This is a genomic window from Acidobacteriota bacterium (genome assembly GCA_020845575.1).
Lineage (GTDB): Bacteria > Acidobacteriota > Vicinamibacteria > Vicinamibacterales > Vicinamibacteraceae > Luteitalea.
Genome location: JADLFL010000076.1, coordinates 41,552 through 56,166 on the forward strand (window position 1 = coordinate 41,552; position 14,615 = coordinate 56,166).

Below are 14,615 nucleotides of genomic sequence, written 5' to 3' on the forward strand. Positions count from 1 at the left end.
CGTCCCCGCGATCAGCGCGCGCCAGGCGCGCCGTAGCCGCGCGCGCTGTCGTCGAGGACCAGCACCCAGTCGATCATCTCGCCGGGATCGGGCGACACGAACGTGCGTTCGCCCGTGCTGGGGAACGTGCCGATGCGTGTCGCCGCACCCGTGCGAGGGTCGAACCACCAGGCGACGACCTCGCGACCCGCGATCGCGCTCATGCGCACGGTGAACGGCCTGCCGACCGGCGCGTACACCATCGCGTACGTACGCTCCGCGTCGCGCGTGGCGAGGAATCGATAGCGCCCCGCGCCGGGCACGCTCGTCGGCACGTCACTCGCGACGATCACATCGTCGGCAGGGATGCGCGTGAGGAAGGGGCGCGACTCCATCAGCGCCCTGCCGTGCTGCATCTGTGCGGCGCCCTGCTGATCGATCGCCTCGTACCAGGGCATCAGCGGGTTGTTGACGGGCGTGCGCGGCGGGGCCCACATCTGCCAGACCGAGTGGTGTCCGTACGTGTGCCCGAACGCACCGCCGAACAGGTTCCAGTAGCGCGGGCGACGCACGTCCGACGCGATCGAGTGGCCGAATTCCGCGGCCTTGAACGAGACCGGATGGTCCTCGTAGATCGGTTCGCCGTCGAGCACCGGCTTGACGGGCGTGCGGTCGTAGTCGGCGCGCGTCTGGTCGTACCGGCCCGTGAACTCCGCCACGTGGCCGTTCTGGCGCATGTTGAAGTCGAGCCAGTCCTCGTCCTGAAACCAGTGTGACGATCCCTGACCGCCGCTCGTGTGGAACGTCATCAGGTGTGCACCGCCGTCGCCCTCGGCGAGCCCGCGCGCCATCGCCTGCGTGATCGCACGATGCGCGTCGCTCTCGATCTGCCTGTCGCCGCCGAGAATCCAGATGATGTTCGGCCTGTCGCGATAGCGGCGCCCGAGCCATCGTCCGTACGCCTCCGCGTTCGCGGGCGTGAACACCTCAGGGCCCTGGCCCCACCGCTTGTTCCACTTGTCGCCCCACGTGGGGAGCAGGCCGATGTACAGACCAAGCGCGCGCGCTTCATCCACGATGAAGTCGACGTGATCCCAGTAGTCGTTGCGCGGACCGTCGCGTTCGTCGGGACGCGCCGGATCCGCGTCGACGAGCGGCAGGTGTCCGTACGCGTTGGGCTCGGTGAGTCCACCGAGCTCGGCCAGCGCCACGGCCTGGATCACCGTGAAGCGACGTTCGGCCCTGTTGCGCAGGTATCTGACGGCCTCCTCGCGATCGAGCCGATGGAACAGTTCCCACGCGGTGTCGCCGAGCCAGAAGAACGGCGCGCCGTCGGCCGTCACGAGGAAGCGCCGGTTCTCCGAGACCTTCAGTGGCGGGACGCTGCCGTGCTGGCCTGCGGTCGCCGCGCTCGCGACGGCCAGCGCCAGCGTCATCGCCGTTCCGACCTGCCGCCATCGTCTGCGCATCCGTGCACGATACACGGAGTGCCGGAATGAACCGATATGTGATGGCGCGCGCCGGAGGCCACGGCGTAACGTACCGCTCGGAGACGACACCCGTGATCACTGATTGCACGGCGGCCGGGCCCGGAGGGCCGGCCCTACCGATGAGCCAGTCGGCCCTGCCAATGGATGCGTCGGTTCGGTCCGATGCGCGGTGCCCGGTCGTGGGCGATCACCTGCGGCCTGGGCGACCACCGCGATCGGCGGCGCGCTCATGACGCCCGGGCCGCCCGCGGAAGGGGCTTGCGAAGCTCGCGCGGACGCGGCAGCATCTCCAGTCATGCCGATTCGGTATGACCGCGCGGGCACCGGGTTAGTCGGGGTCGCATTGGCTCTGGTGATGGTCGCTGCAGGCTGTGCCTCGCCCGTGCGACTCACGTCACGACCGGTGGGCGTGGCGCCCTCCGTTCGCACGGAGCCCACTCGGGTTCCGATGGTCACCGACCGCCCCACGGTGGGCGTGGCCTTCGGCGGCGGCAGCGCTCGCGGCATCGCCCACGTCGGCGTCCTGCGCTGGCTCGAGGAGCACCGCGTGCCCGTGGACGTCGCGGCCGGCACCAGCATGGGTGGCCTGATCGGCGGGGCCTTTGCGACCGGCATGGACGCCGCGGAACTCGACGCGCTGCTGGACTCGCTCGATTGGGACGAGTTGTTCGGCTCCTCGACCTTCGCCTACAAGAACATCCGCCGCAAGGCTGACGGACGCGCGTTTCCCTGGCGTCTCGAGTTCGGCCTCAAGCACGGCATCGTCGCCCCGACGTCGCTCAACAGCGGTGAGTACGTCGAGCTGATGCTGGCGCGAATCGCGGCGCCATACCACGAACTGGAGTCCTTCGACTCGCTTCCGACGCCGTTCCGGGCGGTGGCCGTCGATCTGGTGACCGCCAGACAGGCGGTGCTGGCACGCGGGTCGCTCGCCGACGCGATGCGCGCCACGATGTCGATTCCGCTCATTTTCCCGCCCGTCGAGACCGATGGGCAGGTTCTGGTCGATGGCGGGGCGATGAACAATGTCCCGGCCGACGTGGTCAAGGGCCTTGGTGCCGATCGGGTCATCGCGGTGAGCGTCGGCGACCTGTCGGACCGCGAGGCTCTGAGCCACACGCTGCTCGGCGTCGCCGGTGCCACGCTCGACGCCATGATGCGATCGACCACACGCGCGTCGTTGGAGTCGGCCGACGTCGTCATCAACGTCCCGCTGCAACGCTACGGCTCGCTCGACTGGCGCCGCGCCGACGAACTGGTCGAAGAGGGCTACAAGGCGGCCGAGGCAATGCGCGAGCAATTGCTGCCGCTCGCGGTGAGCGAGGCCCAGTACGACGTCTGGCGACGCGGGCGTCAGGATCGTCGGCGATCGACCATCGCGCAGCCGGAGTTCGTCCGGCTCGAAGGGTTCGGCAGCAGCGATGCCGGCCGTCTCGACGTGCTGCTCGCGCATCACGTGGGCCGGCCGCTCGACATCACGTCGATCGAGAAGGACCTGGCGGAGCTGACCGGCCTGGATCGCTACGAGACCATCACCTGGAGAACCGCGCGCGACCAACGCGGGCGGCTCGGCCTGCTCGTGCGCGGCCGGGCCAAGACGTACGCGCCGCCGTTCATGATGCTCGGTGGCAGCCTGGAGAACACCACGTCCAACGACTTCCGCGTCACCGCGACCGCGCGCTACCTGGGCTTCGACGTCGGCGGATCCGGCGCCGAACTCCGCATCGACGGCACCCTCGGCTCCGACCCCGCCGTTTCGGTCGATTGGTATCGACCACTCGGCAGTACGCCGTTGTTTGTCGCACCCTACGCCCGCATCGGCTCGGACCAGGTCAACTTCGCGCAGGACGACGTCGTCTTTGCGCGATATGGGCTGGTCACCAGTGCCGCGGGCGCCGCTGTCGGCGTCAACCTCGGCGCGGTCAGTGACCTGCGCCTGGGGGCATTCATCGGTCGGACCCGCGCGTCCATCGAAATCGGCGATCCGGGCCTGCCCGAGATCAGAGGACGCGAATCGGCGGCCGATCTCACGTGGCGTCTCGACACGCAGGACAGCCCGGTGGTGCCGTCGCGCGGGGTCAACACACTGGTCCGTCTGTCGCACACCATCGATTCGCCGGACATCTCCATCGACAGGCAGACGGTGTTGAGGTCTTCGTCGTTCACGCAGCTGGCGTCATCGATCACGTCGTTTCGGGCGGTCGGTCCTCACGGCCGACTGTTCCTGTTCGGTGCGCTCGGGACCACGCTCGACGGAGAACCGGCGCCGACGTCGCTCTACGCACTCGGTTCGACATTCCGGCTCGGCGCCTACGCCTCCAACGACATCGTCGGCCGGCACGCCTGGAACGCGACGGGCGGCTATCTCCACCAGGTCGGACGGTTGCCGGACTTCCTCGGAGGTCCGATCTTCGTTGGCGGCTGGCTCGAGAACGGCGACGCCTTCGCCGCCTGGAAGGACGCCGGCTGGCGCACCAACGCCAGCGTCGGAGTCATGATGGACACGTTGCTCGGGCCCGTGCTGGTTGCCGGGACCGCCGGTTTCGATGGCCGCTGGCGCACCTACTTCGGCGTCGGTCGCATCTTCCGCTGACATCCCGGCACCTCCTGGACCACTGCCGCGTCGCCGGTTTCTGACGGCCCAGGGCGCCAACGGCTACACTTGGCAGCGCCTCCCGAGCGTCAGCGCTCCAGAGGTGCTGCGTTTCCAGAGTTCCTGAGCTCCTGACGTCCTCGACGCTGGAGTTCGTGTCTCTCTTTCCTGCTTTCAGGGTGCCCGCTTGTCCGTCCATATCGACCCACGCATCACCGACGTCTATGACGATGTCGTCAGGCGCAATCCTGGCGAACCGGAATTCCACCAGGCTGTCACCGAGGTCCTCGGATCGCTCGGCCCCGTGCTCACCAAGCACCCCGAGCTGCGCGAGCACAAGGTGCTCCAGCGCATCTGCGAGCCCGAGCGGCAGATCATCTTCCGCGTGCCGTGGCAGGACGATACCGGCACGGTCCACATCCATCGCGGGTTTCGCGTCGAGTTCAACAGCGCGCTCGGGCCGTTCAAGGGCGGGTTGCGTTTCCACTCCTCGGTGAACCTCGGCGTCGTCAAGTTCCTCGGGTTCGAGCAGACGTTCAAGAACGCGCTGACGGGGATGCCGATCGGCGGCGGGAAGGGCGGCGCCGACTTCGATCCGAAGGGGCGGTCCGACGGCGAGATCATGCGGTTCTGCCAGAGCCTGATGACCGAGCTGTACCGGCACATCGGCGAGTACACCGACGTGCCGGCGGGCGACATCGGCGTCGGCGGCCGCGAGATCGGCTTCCTCTTCGGGCAGTACAAGCGCATCACCAACAAGTACGAGTCGGGCGTGCTCACGGGCAAGGGCCTCGACTACGGCGGCGCGCTCGTGCGGCGCGAGGCCACCGGCTACGGTCTCGTGTTCTTCGTGCGCGAGATGCTCGCGGCGCGCAAGGACAGCCTCGAGGGCCGCACGTGCATCGTGTCGGGATCGGGCAATGTGGCGATCTACACGATGGAGAAGGCGATGCAGCTCGGCGCGAAGGTCATCGCGTGCTCCGACTCCACGGGCTTCGTGATCGACGAGCAGGGCATCGACCTCGATCGCATCAAGCAGATCAAGGAAGTGGAGCGCGGGCGGTTGAGCCGGTACGTCGAGGATGGCCACCGCGGACGCTACATCGCCAACGGGAACATCTGGTCGGTGCCGTGCGACGTGGCGCTGCCGTGCGCCACGCAGAACGAGTTGAACGGCCGCGACGCGCGCCTGCTCATCGACAACGGCTGCACGCTCGTCGCCGAAGGCGCGAACATGCCATGTACGCCCGAAGCGACGCAACTGCTGCTCGATGCGGGCGTGGCATTCGGGCCCGGCAAGGCCGCCAACGCCGGCGGGGTGGCGACGTCGGCGCTGGAGATGCAGCAGAACGCCAGCCGCGACGCGTGGTCGTTCGAGCACACCGAACAGCGGCTCGACGAGATCATGGTCGGCATCCACGAGTCGTGCTACTCGACGGCCGAGGAATTCGGCACACCGGGCAACTACGGCAACGGCGCCAACATCGCCGGCTTCTTGAAAGTCGCCCGCGCGATGCTGGCCCTCGGATTGGTCTGAGAGACGCCGCAACGCTCGACGAAGGCGGCATCGGCCGCCTTCGTCCTTTCGTCAGAACCTGACCTTGTAGGTCCACTTGGCCAGCAGGCGACGATTCCGCGGCATGAGCTGCGGCGACTCGAAGCGGTCGCGGACTTCGTCGTACACGAGATAGATCTCGCTGCCAGGCCTGTACTCCCAACCCACGAGGATGTTGGCCGACACCTTTTCGTCGAGGTCGTTCCACTGCACGAACGACTTCACGAAGAAGTCGGTCGTGAACGCGTACAGCACGCGGTTGCTGAGCGTGGTCGCATCGAAATCGCCTCGCGGGTGATGGACGATGTTGTGCGCGTAAATCAGGTCGACCGACAGGTTCGCCGTCGGGTGGACGTTGGTCGAGAACGAGATCTGCCGGCGGTCGCCGCCCCAGTAGTCGATGTGACTGTATGCCGCGCTGGCCGACACCGGGCGGCTGGGGTTGCTGTCGACGTTGACCTGGTGCGTGAGGTTGTCGTAGTCGCCGGGCTGGATGCTGATCGGTCCGACGGTGAACGGCGAGACGACGCGCTCGCGTGACGGCGCGTACGAGTAGCCGACCTTGTCGTTCGACTCGAGGGTGAGCGTGGCGCCGCCGCTGGCCCGCTGGCCGAAGAAGCCACCATCGTAGAAGGTGTCGTACGTGAACGAGCCGGCATAGACCACGTTCCTGAGGTGGCCGGTGTTGATCCAGTGCGTGAAGCTGGCGTCGGCAGTGGAGCGGCGCAGGTCGTTCTGCAGCACGAACCCCATCTCCGGGACGAAGTCAGGTCCCACCGAGTAGTGCCGCACGTCGGCCACGACGTTCCGCTTCGAGAAGAGGAGCCTGCCGATCCCGAGACTGCCGTTCTTCTCGCCCGACGGCGTGAACGTGCGCGCGACCAGCATCTCGGCCTTGAGCGCGGGGCTGAACCAGAAGTTGCCGTCCACGCCGGCCAGCCGACTGAAGTCGCCACCGCCGCTGTCGTTGTTGGTGACGATCACGCCAAGGCCGCTGTTGGTGAACAGATCGCGCTTGACGCGAATCACGCTGTAGTTAGTACCGGGTACGTCTCTCGCGCCGCCACTGGCCGACCTCACGTCGGTGTGCTCGGTCTGCACGTTCATCACGCCCATCGAGTAGGCCCCGACGCGTCCCGACAGCTTCCCGGCGGCGAGAATGGGTACCTCCTGCCCGTCCGAGAGACCGATCCGCCGGCTGTAGAACATCAGCATCTGCTCGTCGAACCCGACGTTGAACAGCCCGGCGTCTTCCAGGAAGAAGTCGCGGCGTTCGGGGAAGAACAGCGGGAAGCGCGTGAAGTTGATGACCTCCTGATCGGCCTCCACCTGCGCGAAGTCGGTTCGCAGGGAGACGGTGGCGCGCAGGTTGGGCGTGAAGTCGTGCACGACGTCGCCGCCGGCGTTGAAGCGCGACGTGGTCGAACCGGACTCGGCCCCGCGCACGGCGCCGCCGAGTACGTAAGGCTCGACTTCCCATTTCGCCTGCGCGGCGTCGGTGCGGATGCCGTGCAGATGGCCGAAGCGCTCGGCGCGCCACGATGCGCGGCCGCCAAGCCATCTCGGGATCGGCGCCCAGTAGTCGGACTCCTGCTTGCGGCGGATCGCACGGCTCAACTGGAGTCCCCACGTCATCGGCGCGGCACCGCCGAAGCGCAGCGTCGAGAACGGGATGCGGAACTCGGCGGTCCAGCCGTCGGCGGTCTTCTGCGTGCGGACTTCCCAGATGCCGTTCCACGCGGTGTTGTAGAACCGCGCGTCGGTCACGATGCCGTCGCGGCGCGTGCCGAGGACGTTGGTCGAGAAGTAGTAGAAGTTCCGGTGGTCGTGGTAGGTGTCGAGATAGATGCCGATGTAGTCGTCGTTGGACAGCGGTGCGTCGCGCCGCATGTCCAGCGCGATGATGCCCGACGGATCCGAGTCGCGACAGATGACGCCGAAGTAGAGCGCGCGATCGTCCTGGACCACGCGGACCTCCGTGGATTCGGTGGCGGGCACGCGATCGAGCGGCGCGTACTGCCAGAATCGCGTCGCAGGGACTGCCTGCTGCCAGACGGCATCGTCGAGGACGCCGTCCAGCCGGATCGTCTCGCCGCCTGGCACGACGGTGAGGTTCAAGTGCTCGGGTTCCGGGAGGTCGGGGCGATCGACAGGCTGCGCCGTCGCAGTGCCGGTCAGCACGACAGCGAACACGCCGCACGCGATCGCCGAGAGCCACGCCCGTCGCGGGTTGCGGGGGGATGGCCGATCAACGAGCACGAGAGGCGACGCGTCCTGCGTGAAGTGATGGTCGGCCGAAGATGCGCATGCGGCGTCATCTTACAGCCCGGCGCATCCCGTGCGGGCCGGGCACGCCAGGCCCCCTACGGAGCGACGGCGACGTTGACGCTCTTGCTGAACGCGGTGCCGTCGGCATCTTCGAAGGAGAACGTGACCTGCGCGACGGCTTCGCGGCGCTGGCTCGGGAGGTCGTACCACATCTCGAACGTCAGCGTGATGCCGGCGCCGACGTTGGTCATCGCGTTGCCCGTCGCGCCGAGCGTGACGAACTCCGAGCGCTCCGTCTCGGATCCGGTCGGCGGCGTGATGATGCCGGCCGACGCCTGCTTCATCGTCAACTGCGTGGCCGTGACGCGCACCGGCCAGTCGATATCCAGCTTGCTGTCGTTGGCGGTGGAGTTCATGGCCAACGTCGTGGCGAAGACGCCGTGCCATCTGTACGGCAGGATCTCGTCCGGCTGGTTGTTGCCGCGCACGACACGGTACGTGCGGCCGCCCGTGTCGCTGTCGGCGATGATCGGGTCCGGTGCGGCGGTGATCGTCACGGCGTCGGCGTAGGACGTCGTGCTATCCGGCGACGTGGGGCTCTGGCACCCGGGCAGTACGGAAAGAGCCGCAAAGACGACGAGAGCCGGTCGGAACAGCGAGGACATGCGAATCTCCATGAATCGGTCAGAACGTGGTGCCGACGGCGAACTTGAGCGCACGCGCCGGCTGGTAGGGGTCGCGATAGAGGTTCCAGGCATAGATGAGGCGGAAGGGCACGTTGAGCATCGGCATGAGGAAGCGGACTTCCACGCCGGTCGACGTGCGCAGCTGGCGCAGGTCGACGCGCTCCTGCTCCGCGAAGGACTGGCCCGCGTCGTGGAACACCAGCGCACGCACGGGGCCGAAGAGGTCGAAGTAGTACTCGGCGTTGAAGAGGAAGAACCTGTTGCCGCCGAGCGCACGCTGATCCGCGTCTGTCGGTCCGACGGTGCGGATGCCGTAGCCGCGAATCTCGTACTCGCCACCGAGGTAGTAGCGCAGGTAGTAGGGCAGCGCGCTGGTCTCGCCGTACGGACGCAGGTAGCCGCCTTTCACACGTGCGCCGAATCCCGTGCGCCGCGTGACGGGCAGGTACTGCACGTACTCGATCTCGGGCCGCACGTACTGCACCGTGCCGCCCAGCGCGCCACCGGCGATGGGCATGTTCAGCGTCAGCCGGCGTCCGCGCCGTGACATCAGCGGTACGTCGACGGTGTCGTACACGAACGCCGGCGAGATCCGGCTCTCCACGTTGCGCGCATCGTCCAGGCCCATCGTGAAGAGAGGGATGCCGAGACCCGAGCTGCCGAGCGCCTGCTCGAGGTCGTCGCTCACGGCGGTTTCAGCCACTTCGTAGCCGTAGCCGAGGAACAGGCGTGCGAAGCCGAACACGCGATAGCCGCCTGTCACAGACACGCCGCTGCGCACCTCGCTGTAGCCGACCTGATCGATGGCCGTCAGGAAGTCGACCTTGCGCGAGTAGAGGTCGATGCCGCCGCTGAGCGGTCGATCGAAGAGGAACGGCTCGGTGAACGAGATCTGATAGACGGAGGAGCGGTTGCCCTTCTGTGCCGCCACCGACGCGCTCTCGCCGCGGCCGAGGAAGTTGGTGGTCGTGTAGCTCGCGTTGGCGAACAGGCCCTCGTACTGCGAGACACCGCCGCCGAACTGCAGCGCGTTGCGGTTCTGCTCGTTGAGCGTGAGCGTGAGGTCGACGCTGTCGGCCTTCGACGGCGACTTGGCCACCTGCACGTCGGTCTCGTTGCCTTCGATCGGCTTGAAGTATCCGAGCTGGTTGATGCGCTGCACCGTGGCCTTGAGCGCCTCGGTGTTGAACACGCCGCCTTCGAGCAGCCGAAGCTCGCGACGAATCACGCTGTCGCGCGTGGTCGTGTTGCCCTTGAAGGTGATGGTGTTGACGGTGAAGCGCGGCCCTTCGGTGAGCCGCACCACGATGTCGACGATGGCGGGATCGTCCGGCTCTCCGGGCCTGGGCGTGAGATCGGGGAAGCCGGTGAACTCCATGTGCCCGCCGGCTCCGTAGATCTCGCGGGCCTTCACGAACCCCTTGCGCATCGCCGCGAGGCTGTACCAGTCGCCTTCCTTCGTCTTGAACAGCGCCCGTAGCGCCTCCGACTTCAACGCGTCGTTGCCCTCGAACGCGAGCGTGCCGACGCGGAACCGGCGTCCTTCGTGCACGGGGACGCGCAACTGGGCCCATCGCGTCCTGCCGTCTTCGGAGTCCTCGATCGTGCGGACTTCGGGCTGGCCCACGCGCGCCTCGATATAGCCGTGATCGCGATAGAACTCCTCGACGAGCGTGGCGTCTTCCTCGAACTTGTCCGGCAGGTAGTGCCCGCCTCCCCTGAGGAGCGAGATGAGCGTGCGCGGGACGTTGGTCTTCAACACCTTCCTGAGCGTGTCGTCGTCGAACGTCGTGTTGCCGAGGAACTCGACGTCGCGCAGCGAGACGCGCGGGCCGTCGGTGATGGCAAACGTGATGTTGACGATCTTCGGGCTGCCGGGCAGCGACGCGATCTCGTGGGTGACGTCCCCACTGAGATAGCCCTTCTCCGCGAGCAGATCGCGGATGGTCGAGCGCACGGTGGCGAGCTGGCCCTGATCGGTGAAGCTGTCCACGCGGAGCGCGACGTTCTTCTTCAGCAGGGCCTTCTCGATGGTGTCGGTGTCGAGCACCTTCGAGCCGCGGTACGAGATGATGCGCGCGCGCTGGCGTTCTTCGATGTTGTAGGTGACCAGCTTGCCGATCACGCCGTTGGAGAACACGTAGTCCTCGGCTTCGATCGACAGGTCGTCGAGGAAGTTGGTGGCCCACAGACGACGGAAGTCCGCGAGCATCGTGTCGCGCGCGCCCTCGTCGAACGGGACCCAGGCGTCCTGCGACGGGCGGCTCGGTCGCGTCTGGACGTAGTAGAGATAGGTCTCGGCGCTGATCAGCGACACGTTGCCCTGTGCCGCGAAGCACAACGCGAGCAGATAGATCACCGGTCCGCTGCCGGCTGGCGGCAGACGCGCGGGTTCGGTCACCGGCTGTCCACACAGCGTCGTCGGATTGGCCGCGGGGGATGGCGCGGGCGGCGCGACGGAGACCTGTGCAAACGCGTGTGCGTGCGAGACGAGCACGACGGCGACGAGCAGGCCGGCCCACGATCGTCGCCGGCGAATGTCGAGCGAGCAGACGGTGTGCATCGCGATCCCTACAACTTGAAGCGCACGCCGATGCGCGCCGCCATGCGCGTGGGCAGGCCTTCGTCGTTGCGCGTGAGGCTGTAGCCGTAGCCGCCTTCCACGAACAGGCTGGCGCGCGACGACAGCGCGCCCTGGATGCCGAGCGTGGCGAGCACGGAGCCGTTGTCGGGACCGTCGCGCTGCGTGATCTGGGACCAGTAGGTGGCGCCCGTGTACAGGCTGGCCATCGAGCCAGGCGTGAAGTACCAGAGCGCGCCACCGAAGGCGTGAAGGGCCGCGACGCCGCTGCCCGATTCGAGCGTCGGGTCGCCGCCGAACGTGCCGGTGCCGGCGATGCCGCCCTGCACGAGGATGTGACGCGTGAGGAATCGCCCGACGTCCGCGTTGATCGTGTAGTTCCAGGCCCTGTCGGCGTCTGCGGTGAACATGCGGTCGAGGTGTCCGCCGATGCCGAGCAGCATCGTGCCCGGGCGACCGATGATCCTCGGCTGCACGTTCTCGCCCATGGCACGAGACGGTGTATCGCCAACGGCCGCGCGTGTCGGCGGCGGTTCGACAGGTGCGGTGATCTGCGCGCGCGCGATCGATGGCAACAACGACAGGGTCAGGACGGTGATGCAACGGAAGGGAGCAGACCGACGAACACGAAGAACCGCCACGGGGCGCATGCAATGCAAGCGCGGTTCCACTCGCGTGTCGCGTGTCGCACGCACCATCGACGCATCGACGTGTCACCGCGCGGCACCGGGACACATCGCGACAGTCCTCATACGAGGCCGCCGCGTGTCCTCCATGAATGTAAGGTGGTGCTAACTTGTATCAGAGTTGATACAAAAGGACCGGGCTCGGAGAGCCGGCCCCACCGTGAGCCGCGAGCCGCGAGCCGTGAGCCGCGAGCCGTGAGGCTCACTCTGCGATCAGCGTGTAGCCGATGCCCCAGGCGGTGCGGATCAGGCGGGGTGTTCTCGGATCGGCCTCGATCTTCCTGCGCAGGCGGCTCACGAGGAGATCGACGGCGCGGTCCGGGGCCTGTGCGGCATCGCCCCAGACGTCGCGGCGCAGCTGTTCGCGGCTGACGATCTCGTTGCGGCACGCCACGAGGACGCGCAGGACATCGGCCTCGCGTGGCGTGAGCACGATCGTGCGATCGCGCCCGGTCACCACGCGTTGACGGGCATCGAAACGCAGATCCGCGGCCAGGACGAAGACGTCGTCTCGGCCGTGCGCCGCGCGGTGACGACGGAGCAGCGCGCTGACGCGCGCCTGCAGTTCACGGGGATGAAATGGAGCGATGACGAAATCGTCGGCCCCCGTGTCGAGGGCCTGAATCGCCAATGATTCCGTGCGTGAATCGCCGAGGAGCATGATGGGCGTGATGCTGTTGGCGCCACGAGCCCGGATCGCTCGGCACAAGGCCAGCACACCCTGCTGCGACCACGCCGCGCCGACGATCAGCACGTCGACGCGTTCGCGATGTGCGCAGCGCAGGCCCTCGTCGCCATCGCCGACGTCGTGCACCGCGAACCCGGCATCGAGAAGGGAGACGCGTACGAGACGGCGCACCACGATGTCGGCCTCGACGATCAGGGCCTTGCGTCGGTGCACCTGCGTCATCGGGACGATCAGACGGACGAGATCGACTCTCGGCCGCAGGAACACCACCTCGAGAATGTAAAAAAAGTAAAGCGAAGGCGGAGCCAGGCCCCTACGTGCGCGAACGATGCGACAGCAATCGATCGCGGGCCGACGCGGAAGTGGCCATGTCGACCGCCGTCCACGCCATCGCGATCGCGCCGTCGACGAGTGCCGCGTCGGCCACTGGGCCAAGACAGCGATCGGCGAACGCGGGCTGATGGTTCACGACAGGAAAGCAGCCGAGACCGATCATGGGATGGATCGACGGGATGACGCGAGAGACGTTGCCCATGTCGGTCGACGCCGCCGCGCGGTCGACGGCGGGTCCCGAGTCGACGAATGTGCGACCGAGTGCCGCCGCGTTCGCGCGATAGTACGCCGCCATCTCGCGATCGTGCACGACCTCGGCGTACGGACGATCCCCGCCGTCCACGCGAAGCGTCGCCCCTGTCGCGAGCGCGCCGGCATCGAAGCATCGCATCACGCGCGCGCGCAGGGCATCGAGTCCTTCGAGCGAGTGCGATCGGATCGTGTAGCGCGCTGACGCGAGCGCCGGCACGATGTTGGGCATGTCGCCGCCGTGCGTGACGATCCCATGGACGCGATCGCCGGCGGGCAGGTGCTGGCGGAGAAGGCCGATGGCGACCTGCGCCACGGTGAGCGCGTCGGCGGCGTTGATCGCGAGTTCGGGAAACGCGGCGGCGTGCGCGGCGCGACCCTCGTAGTGGACGTCGAACGTCGCCGCGGCGATGAGCGGCGGCAGCAGCACGTCGAACGGACCGGGGTGCACCATCATCGCGGCGTGGACCCCGTCGAACGCCCCGCGCTCCAGCATGAGGTCCTTACCGCCGGCGTTGCCCACTTCCTCCGCGGGCGTGCCGAGCACGCGCACCCGGATGTCGAGGTCGGCGGCCACTGACGCGAGACCGATGCCGGCACCCACACCCATCGTCGCGATCAGGTTGTGTCCGCACGCGTGACCGATGCCGGGCAGCGCGTCGTATTCGGCGCACACGCCGATCGTGAGCGTGCCGGTGCCGCTGTCGGCGATGAAGGCCGTGGGCAGATCGCACACGCCCGCAGACACGGCGAACCCCGACTGCACGAGCGCGTCGGCGACCCATCGCGATGCCTGGTACTCCGCGTAGCCGAGTTCGGGCGTCGCATGAATCCGCCCGCTCAGCGCGATCAGTCGCGTCGCGTCAGCCCTGATCGCCGTCGCCGCACGTGCCTTCAGTTGCGTCACGTCCATGGAATTGCAGTGCAGTGTCCCACGACCACGTCGTCGAGTGGGCCCGTCACGGCGACGGCGGCCACGTGGTGCGAGCCGATGTCGATCGTTCGGCACGCCAGCCTGCGCCGCGCGGCACGGCGTGCGGCGGCGCTGGTCATCAGGCCATCGCCAGTGGCCTTCGCGACGGCTTCCAGGCGCACCCAGGCGACGAGCGCGGCTCGTTCGCGGGCACTGCCTGTCAGCGTGTCGAGCGCACTCCGCTCGTCATCGTCCAGTTCCGCATCGATCACCGACGCGGCACGGCCTGCCGCGTCCCACGGTTCGACATCCACGCCAACGGCCTGTTCGACGGCGACGGCCACGACCAGCATGCCCGTCGTGTGCGCCACGCTCGCCTGCCATGGAAGTCCCGGGAACAGCGGCTTCCCGTACTCGCCGGACGTGAGTGACAGATCGCGCGGTGCGATGCCCGCGTATGCCGACACGACCCGCCGGAGCGCCGCGCGACCCTCCGGCCGGTCATGCCCGTGCAGGCTCATGCACCACAGGTGCGGCCGGCCGGCGACGAGCGGAGGCAGGCCAGACTCGCGAGACATGCCGCCCACTCTATCG

General features: G+C 67.7%; 10 protein-coding genes. 2 read left to right on the plus strand and 8 right to left on the minus strand.

Annotation, left to right across the window (positions count from 1 at the left end; translation table 11 throughout):
- Positions 1-11: 11 nt before the first annotated feature.
- Positions 12-1,448 carry a glycoside hydrolase family 140 protein gene (locus IT182_19335; protein MCC6165505.1) on the minus strand — a complete coding sequence of 479 codons (1,437 nt, stop codon included), beginning with the start codon at positions 1,446-1,448 and terminating at the stop codon, positions 12-14.
- 469 nt (positions 1,449-1,917) lie between these two features.
- On the opposite strand from IT182_19335, the gene IT182_19340 reads away from it, so the two are divergent.
- Complete coding sequence (locus tag IT182_19340; GenBank protein ID MCC6165506.1) at positions 1,918-4,062, plus strand: patatin-like phospholipase family protein; 2,145 nt, start codon at positions 1,918-1,920, stop codon at positions 4,060-4,062.
- A gap of 187 nt (positions 4,063-4,249) precedes the next feature.
- Positions 4,250-5,599, plus strand: coding sequence for an NADP-specific glutamate dehydrogenase (gdhA, locus tag IT182_19345; GenBank protein MCC6165507.1), 1,350 nt, complete (start codon positions 4,250-4,252; stop codon positions 5,597-5,599).
- A gap of 51 nt (positions 5,600-5,650) precedes the next feature.
- Here the strand turns inward: gdhA and IT182_19350 are convergent, their stop codons facing one another.
- The 7 genes from IT182_19350 to IT182_19380 form a co-directional block, all read right to left on the minus strand.
- The gene (locus IT182_19350) at positions 5,651-7,876 is read right to left on the minus strand and encodes a carbohydrate binding family 9 domain-containing protein (protein ID MCC6165508.1); all 2,226 of its coding nucleotides are present in this window, start codon (positions 7,874-7,876) and stop codon (positions 5,651-5,653) included.
- Positions 7,877-7,980: 104 nt separating this feature from the next.
- Positions 7,981-8,550 carry a hypothetical protein gene (locus IT182_19355; protein ID MCC6165509.1) on the minus strand — a complete coding sequence of 190 codons (570 nt, stop codon included), beginning with the start codon at positions 8,548-8,550 and terminating at the stop codon, positions 7,981-7,983.
- A 19-nt stretch (positions 8,551-8,569) separates the two neighbouring features.
- Positions 8,570-11,134: an outer membrane protein assembly factor BamA gene (gene bamA, locus IT182_19360; GenBank protein MCC6165510.1), complete on the minus strand. Its 2,565-nt coding sequence runs from the start codon at positions 11,132-11,134 to the stop codon at positions 8,570-8,572.
- Positions 11,135-11,142: 8 nt separating this feature from the next.
- Positions 11,143-11,730 (minus strand): hypothetical protein, encoded by a 588-nt coding sequence (locus IT182_19365; GenBank protein ID MCC6165511.1) that lies wholly within the window; start codon positions 11,728-11,730, stop codon positions 11,143-11,145.
- A 310-nt stretch (positions 11,731-12,040) separates the two neighbouring features.
- A complete protein-coding gene (locus IT182_19370) occupies positions 12,041-12,748 on the minus strand; it encodes a response regulator transcription factor (protein ID MCC6165512.1) in 708 nt (235 codons plus the stop codon).
- A 91-nt stretch (positions 12,749-12,839) separates the two neighbouring features.
- Complete coding sequence (locus IT182_19375; protein MCC6165513.1) at positions 12,840-14,021, minus strand: M20 family metallopeptidase; 1,182 nt, start codon at positions 14,019-14,021, stop codon at positions 12,840-12,842.
- A complete protein-coding gene (locus tag IT182_19380; protein MCC6165514.1) occupies positions 14,012-14,599 on the minus strand; it encodes a 4'-phosphopantetheinyl transferase superfamily protein in 588 nt (195 codons plus the stop codon). The genes IT182_19375 and IT182_19380 overlap by 10 nt, the downstream gene beginning before the upstream one ends.
- Between the last annotated feature and the right edge of the window lie 16 nt (positions 14,600-14,615).

Coding starts and splice junctions, on each gene's coding strand:
- IT182_19355 (MCC6165509.1), bottom strand. CDS start 8,550: ATGTCCTCGCTGTTCCGACCGGCTCTCGTCGTCTTTGCGGCTCTTTCC.
- IT182_19380 (MCC6165514.1), bottom strand. CDS start 14,599: ATGTCTCGCGAGTCTGGCCTGCCTCCGCTCGTCGCCGGCCGGCCGCAC.
- bamA (MCC6165510.1), bottom strand. CDS start 11,134: ATGCACACCGTCTGCTCGCTCGACATTCGCCGGCGACGATCGTGGGCC.
- IT182_19375 (MCC6165513.1), bottom strand. CDS start 14,021: ATGGACGTGACGCAACTGAAGGCACGTGCGGCGACGGCGATCAGGGCT.
- IT182_19370 (MCC6165512.1), bottom strand. CDS start 12,748: ATGACGCAGGTGCACCGACGCAAGGCCCTGATCGTCGAGGCCGACATC.
- IT182_19340 (MCC6165506.1), top strand. CDS start 1,918: ATGGTCACCGACCGCCCCACGGTGGGCGTGGCCTTCGGCGGCGGCAGC.
- IT182_19335 (MCC6165505.1), bottom strand. CDS start 1,448: ATGCGCAGACGATGGCGGCAGGTCGGAACGGCGATGACGCTGGCGCTG.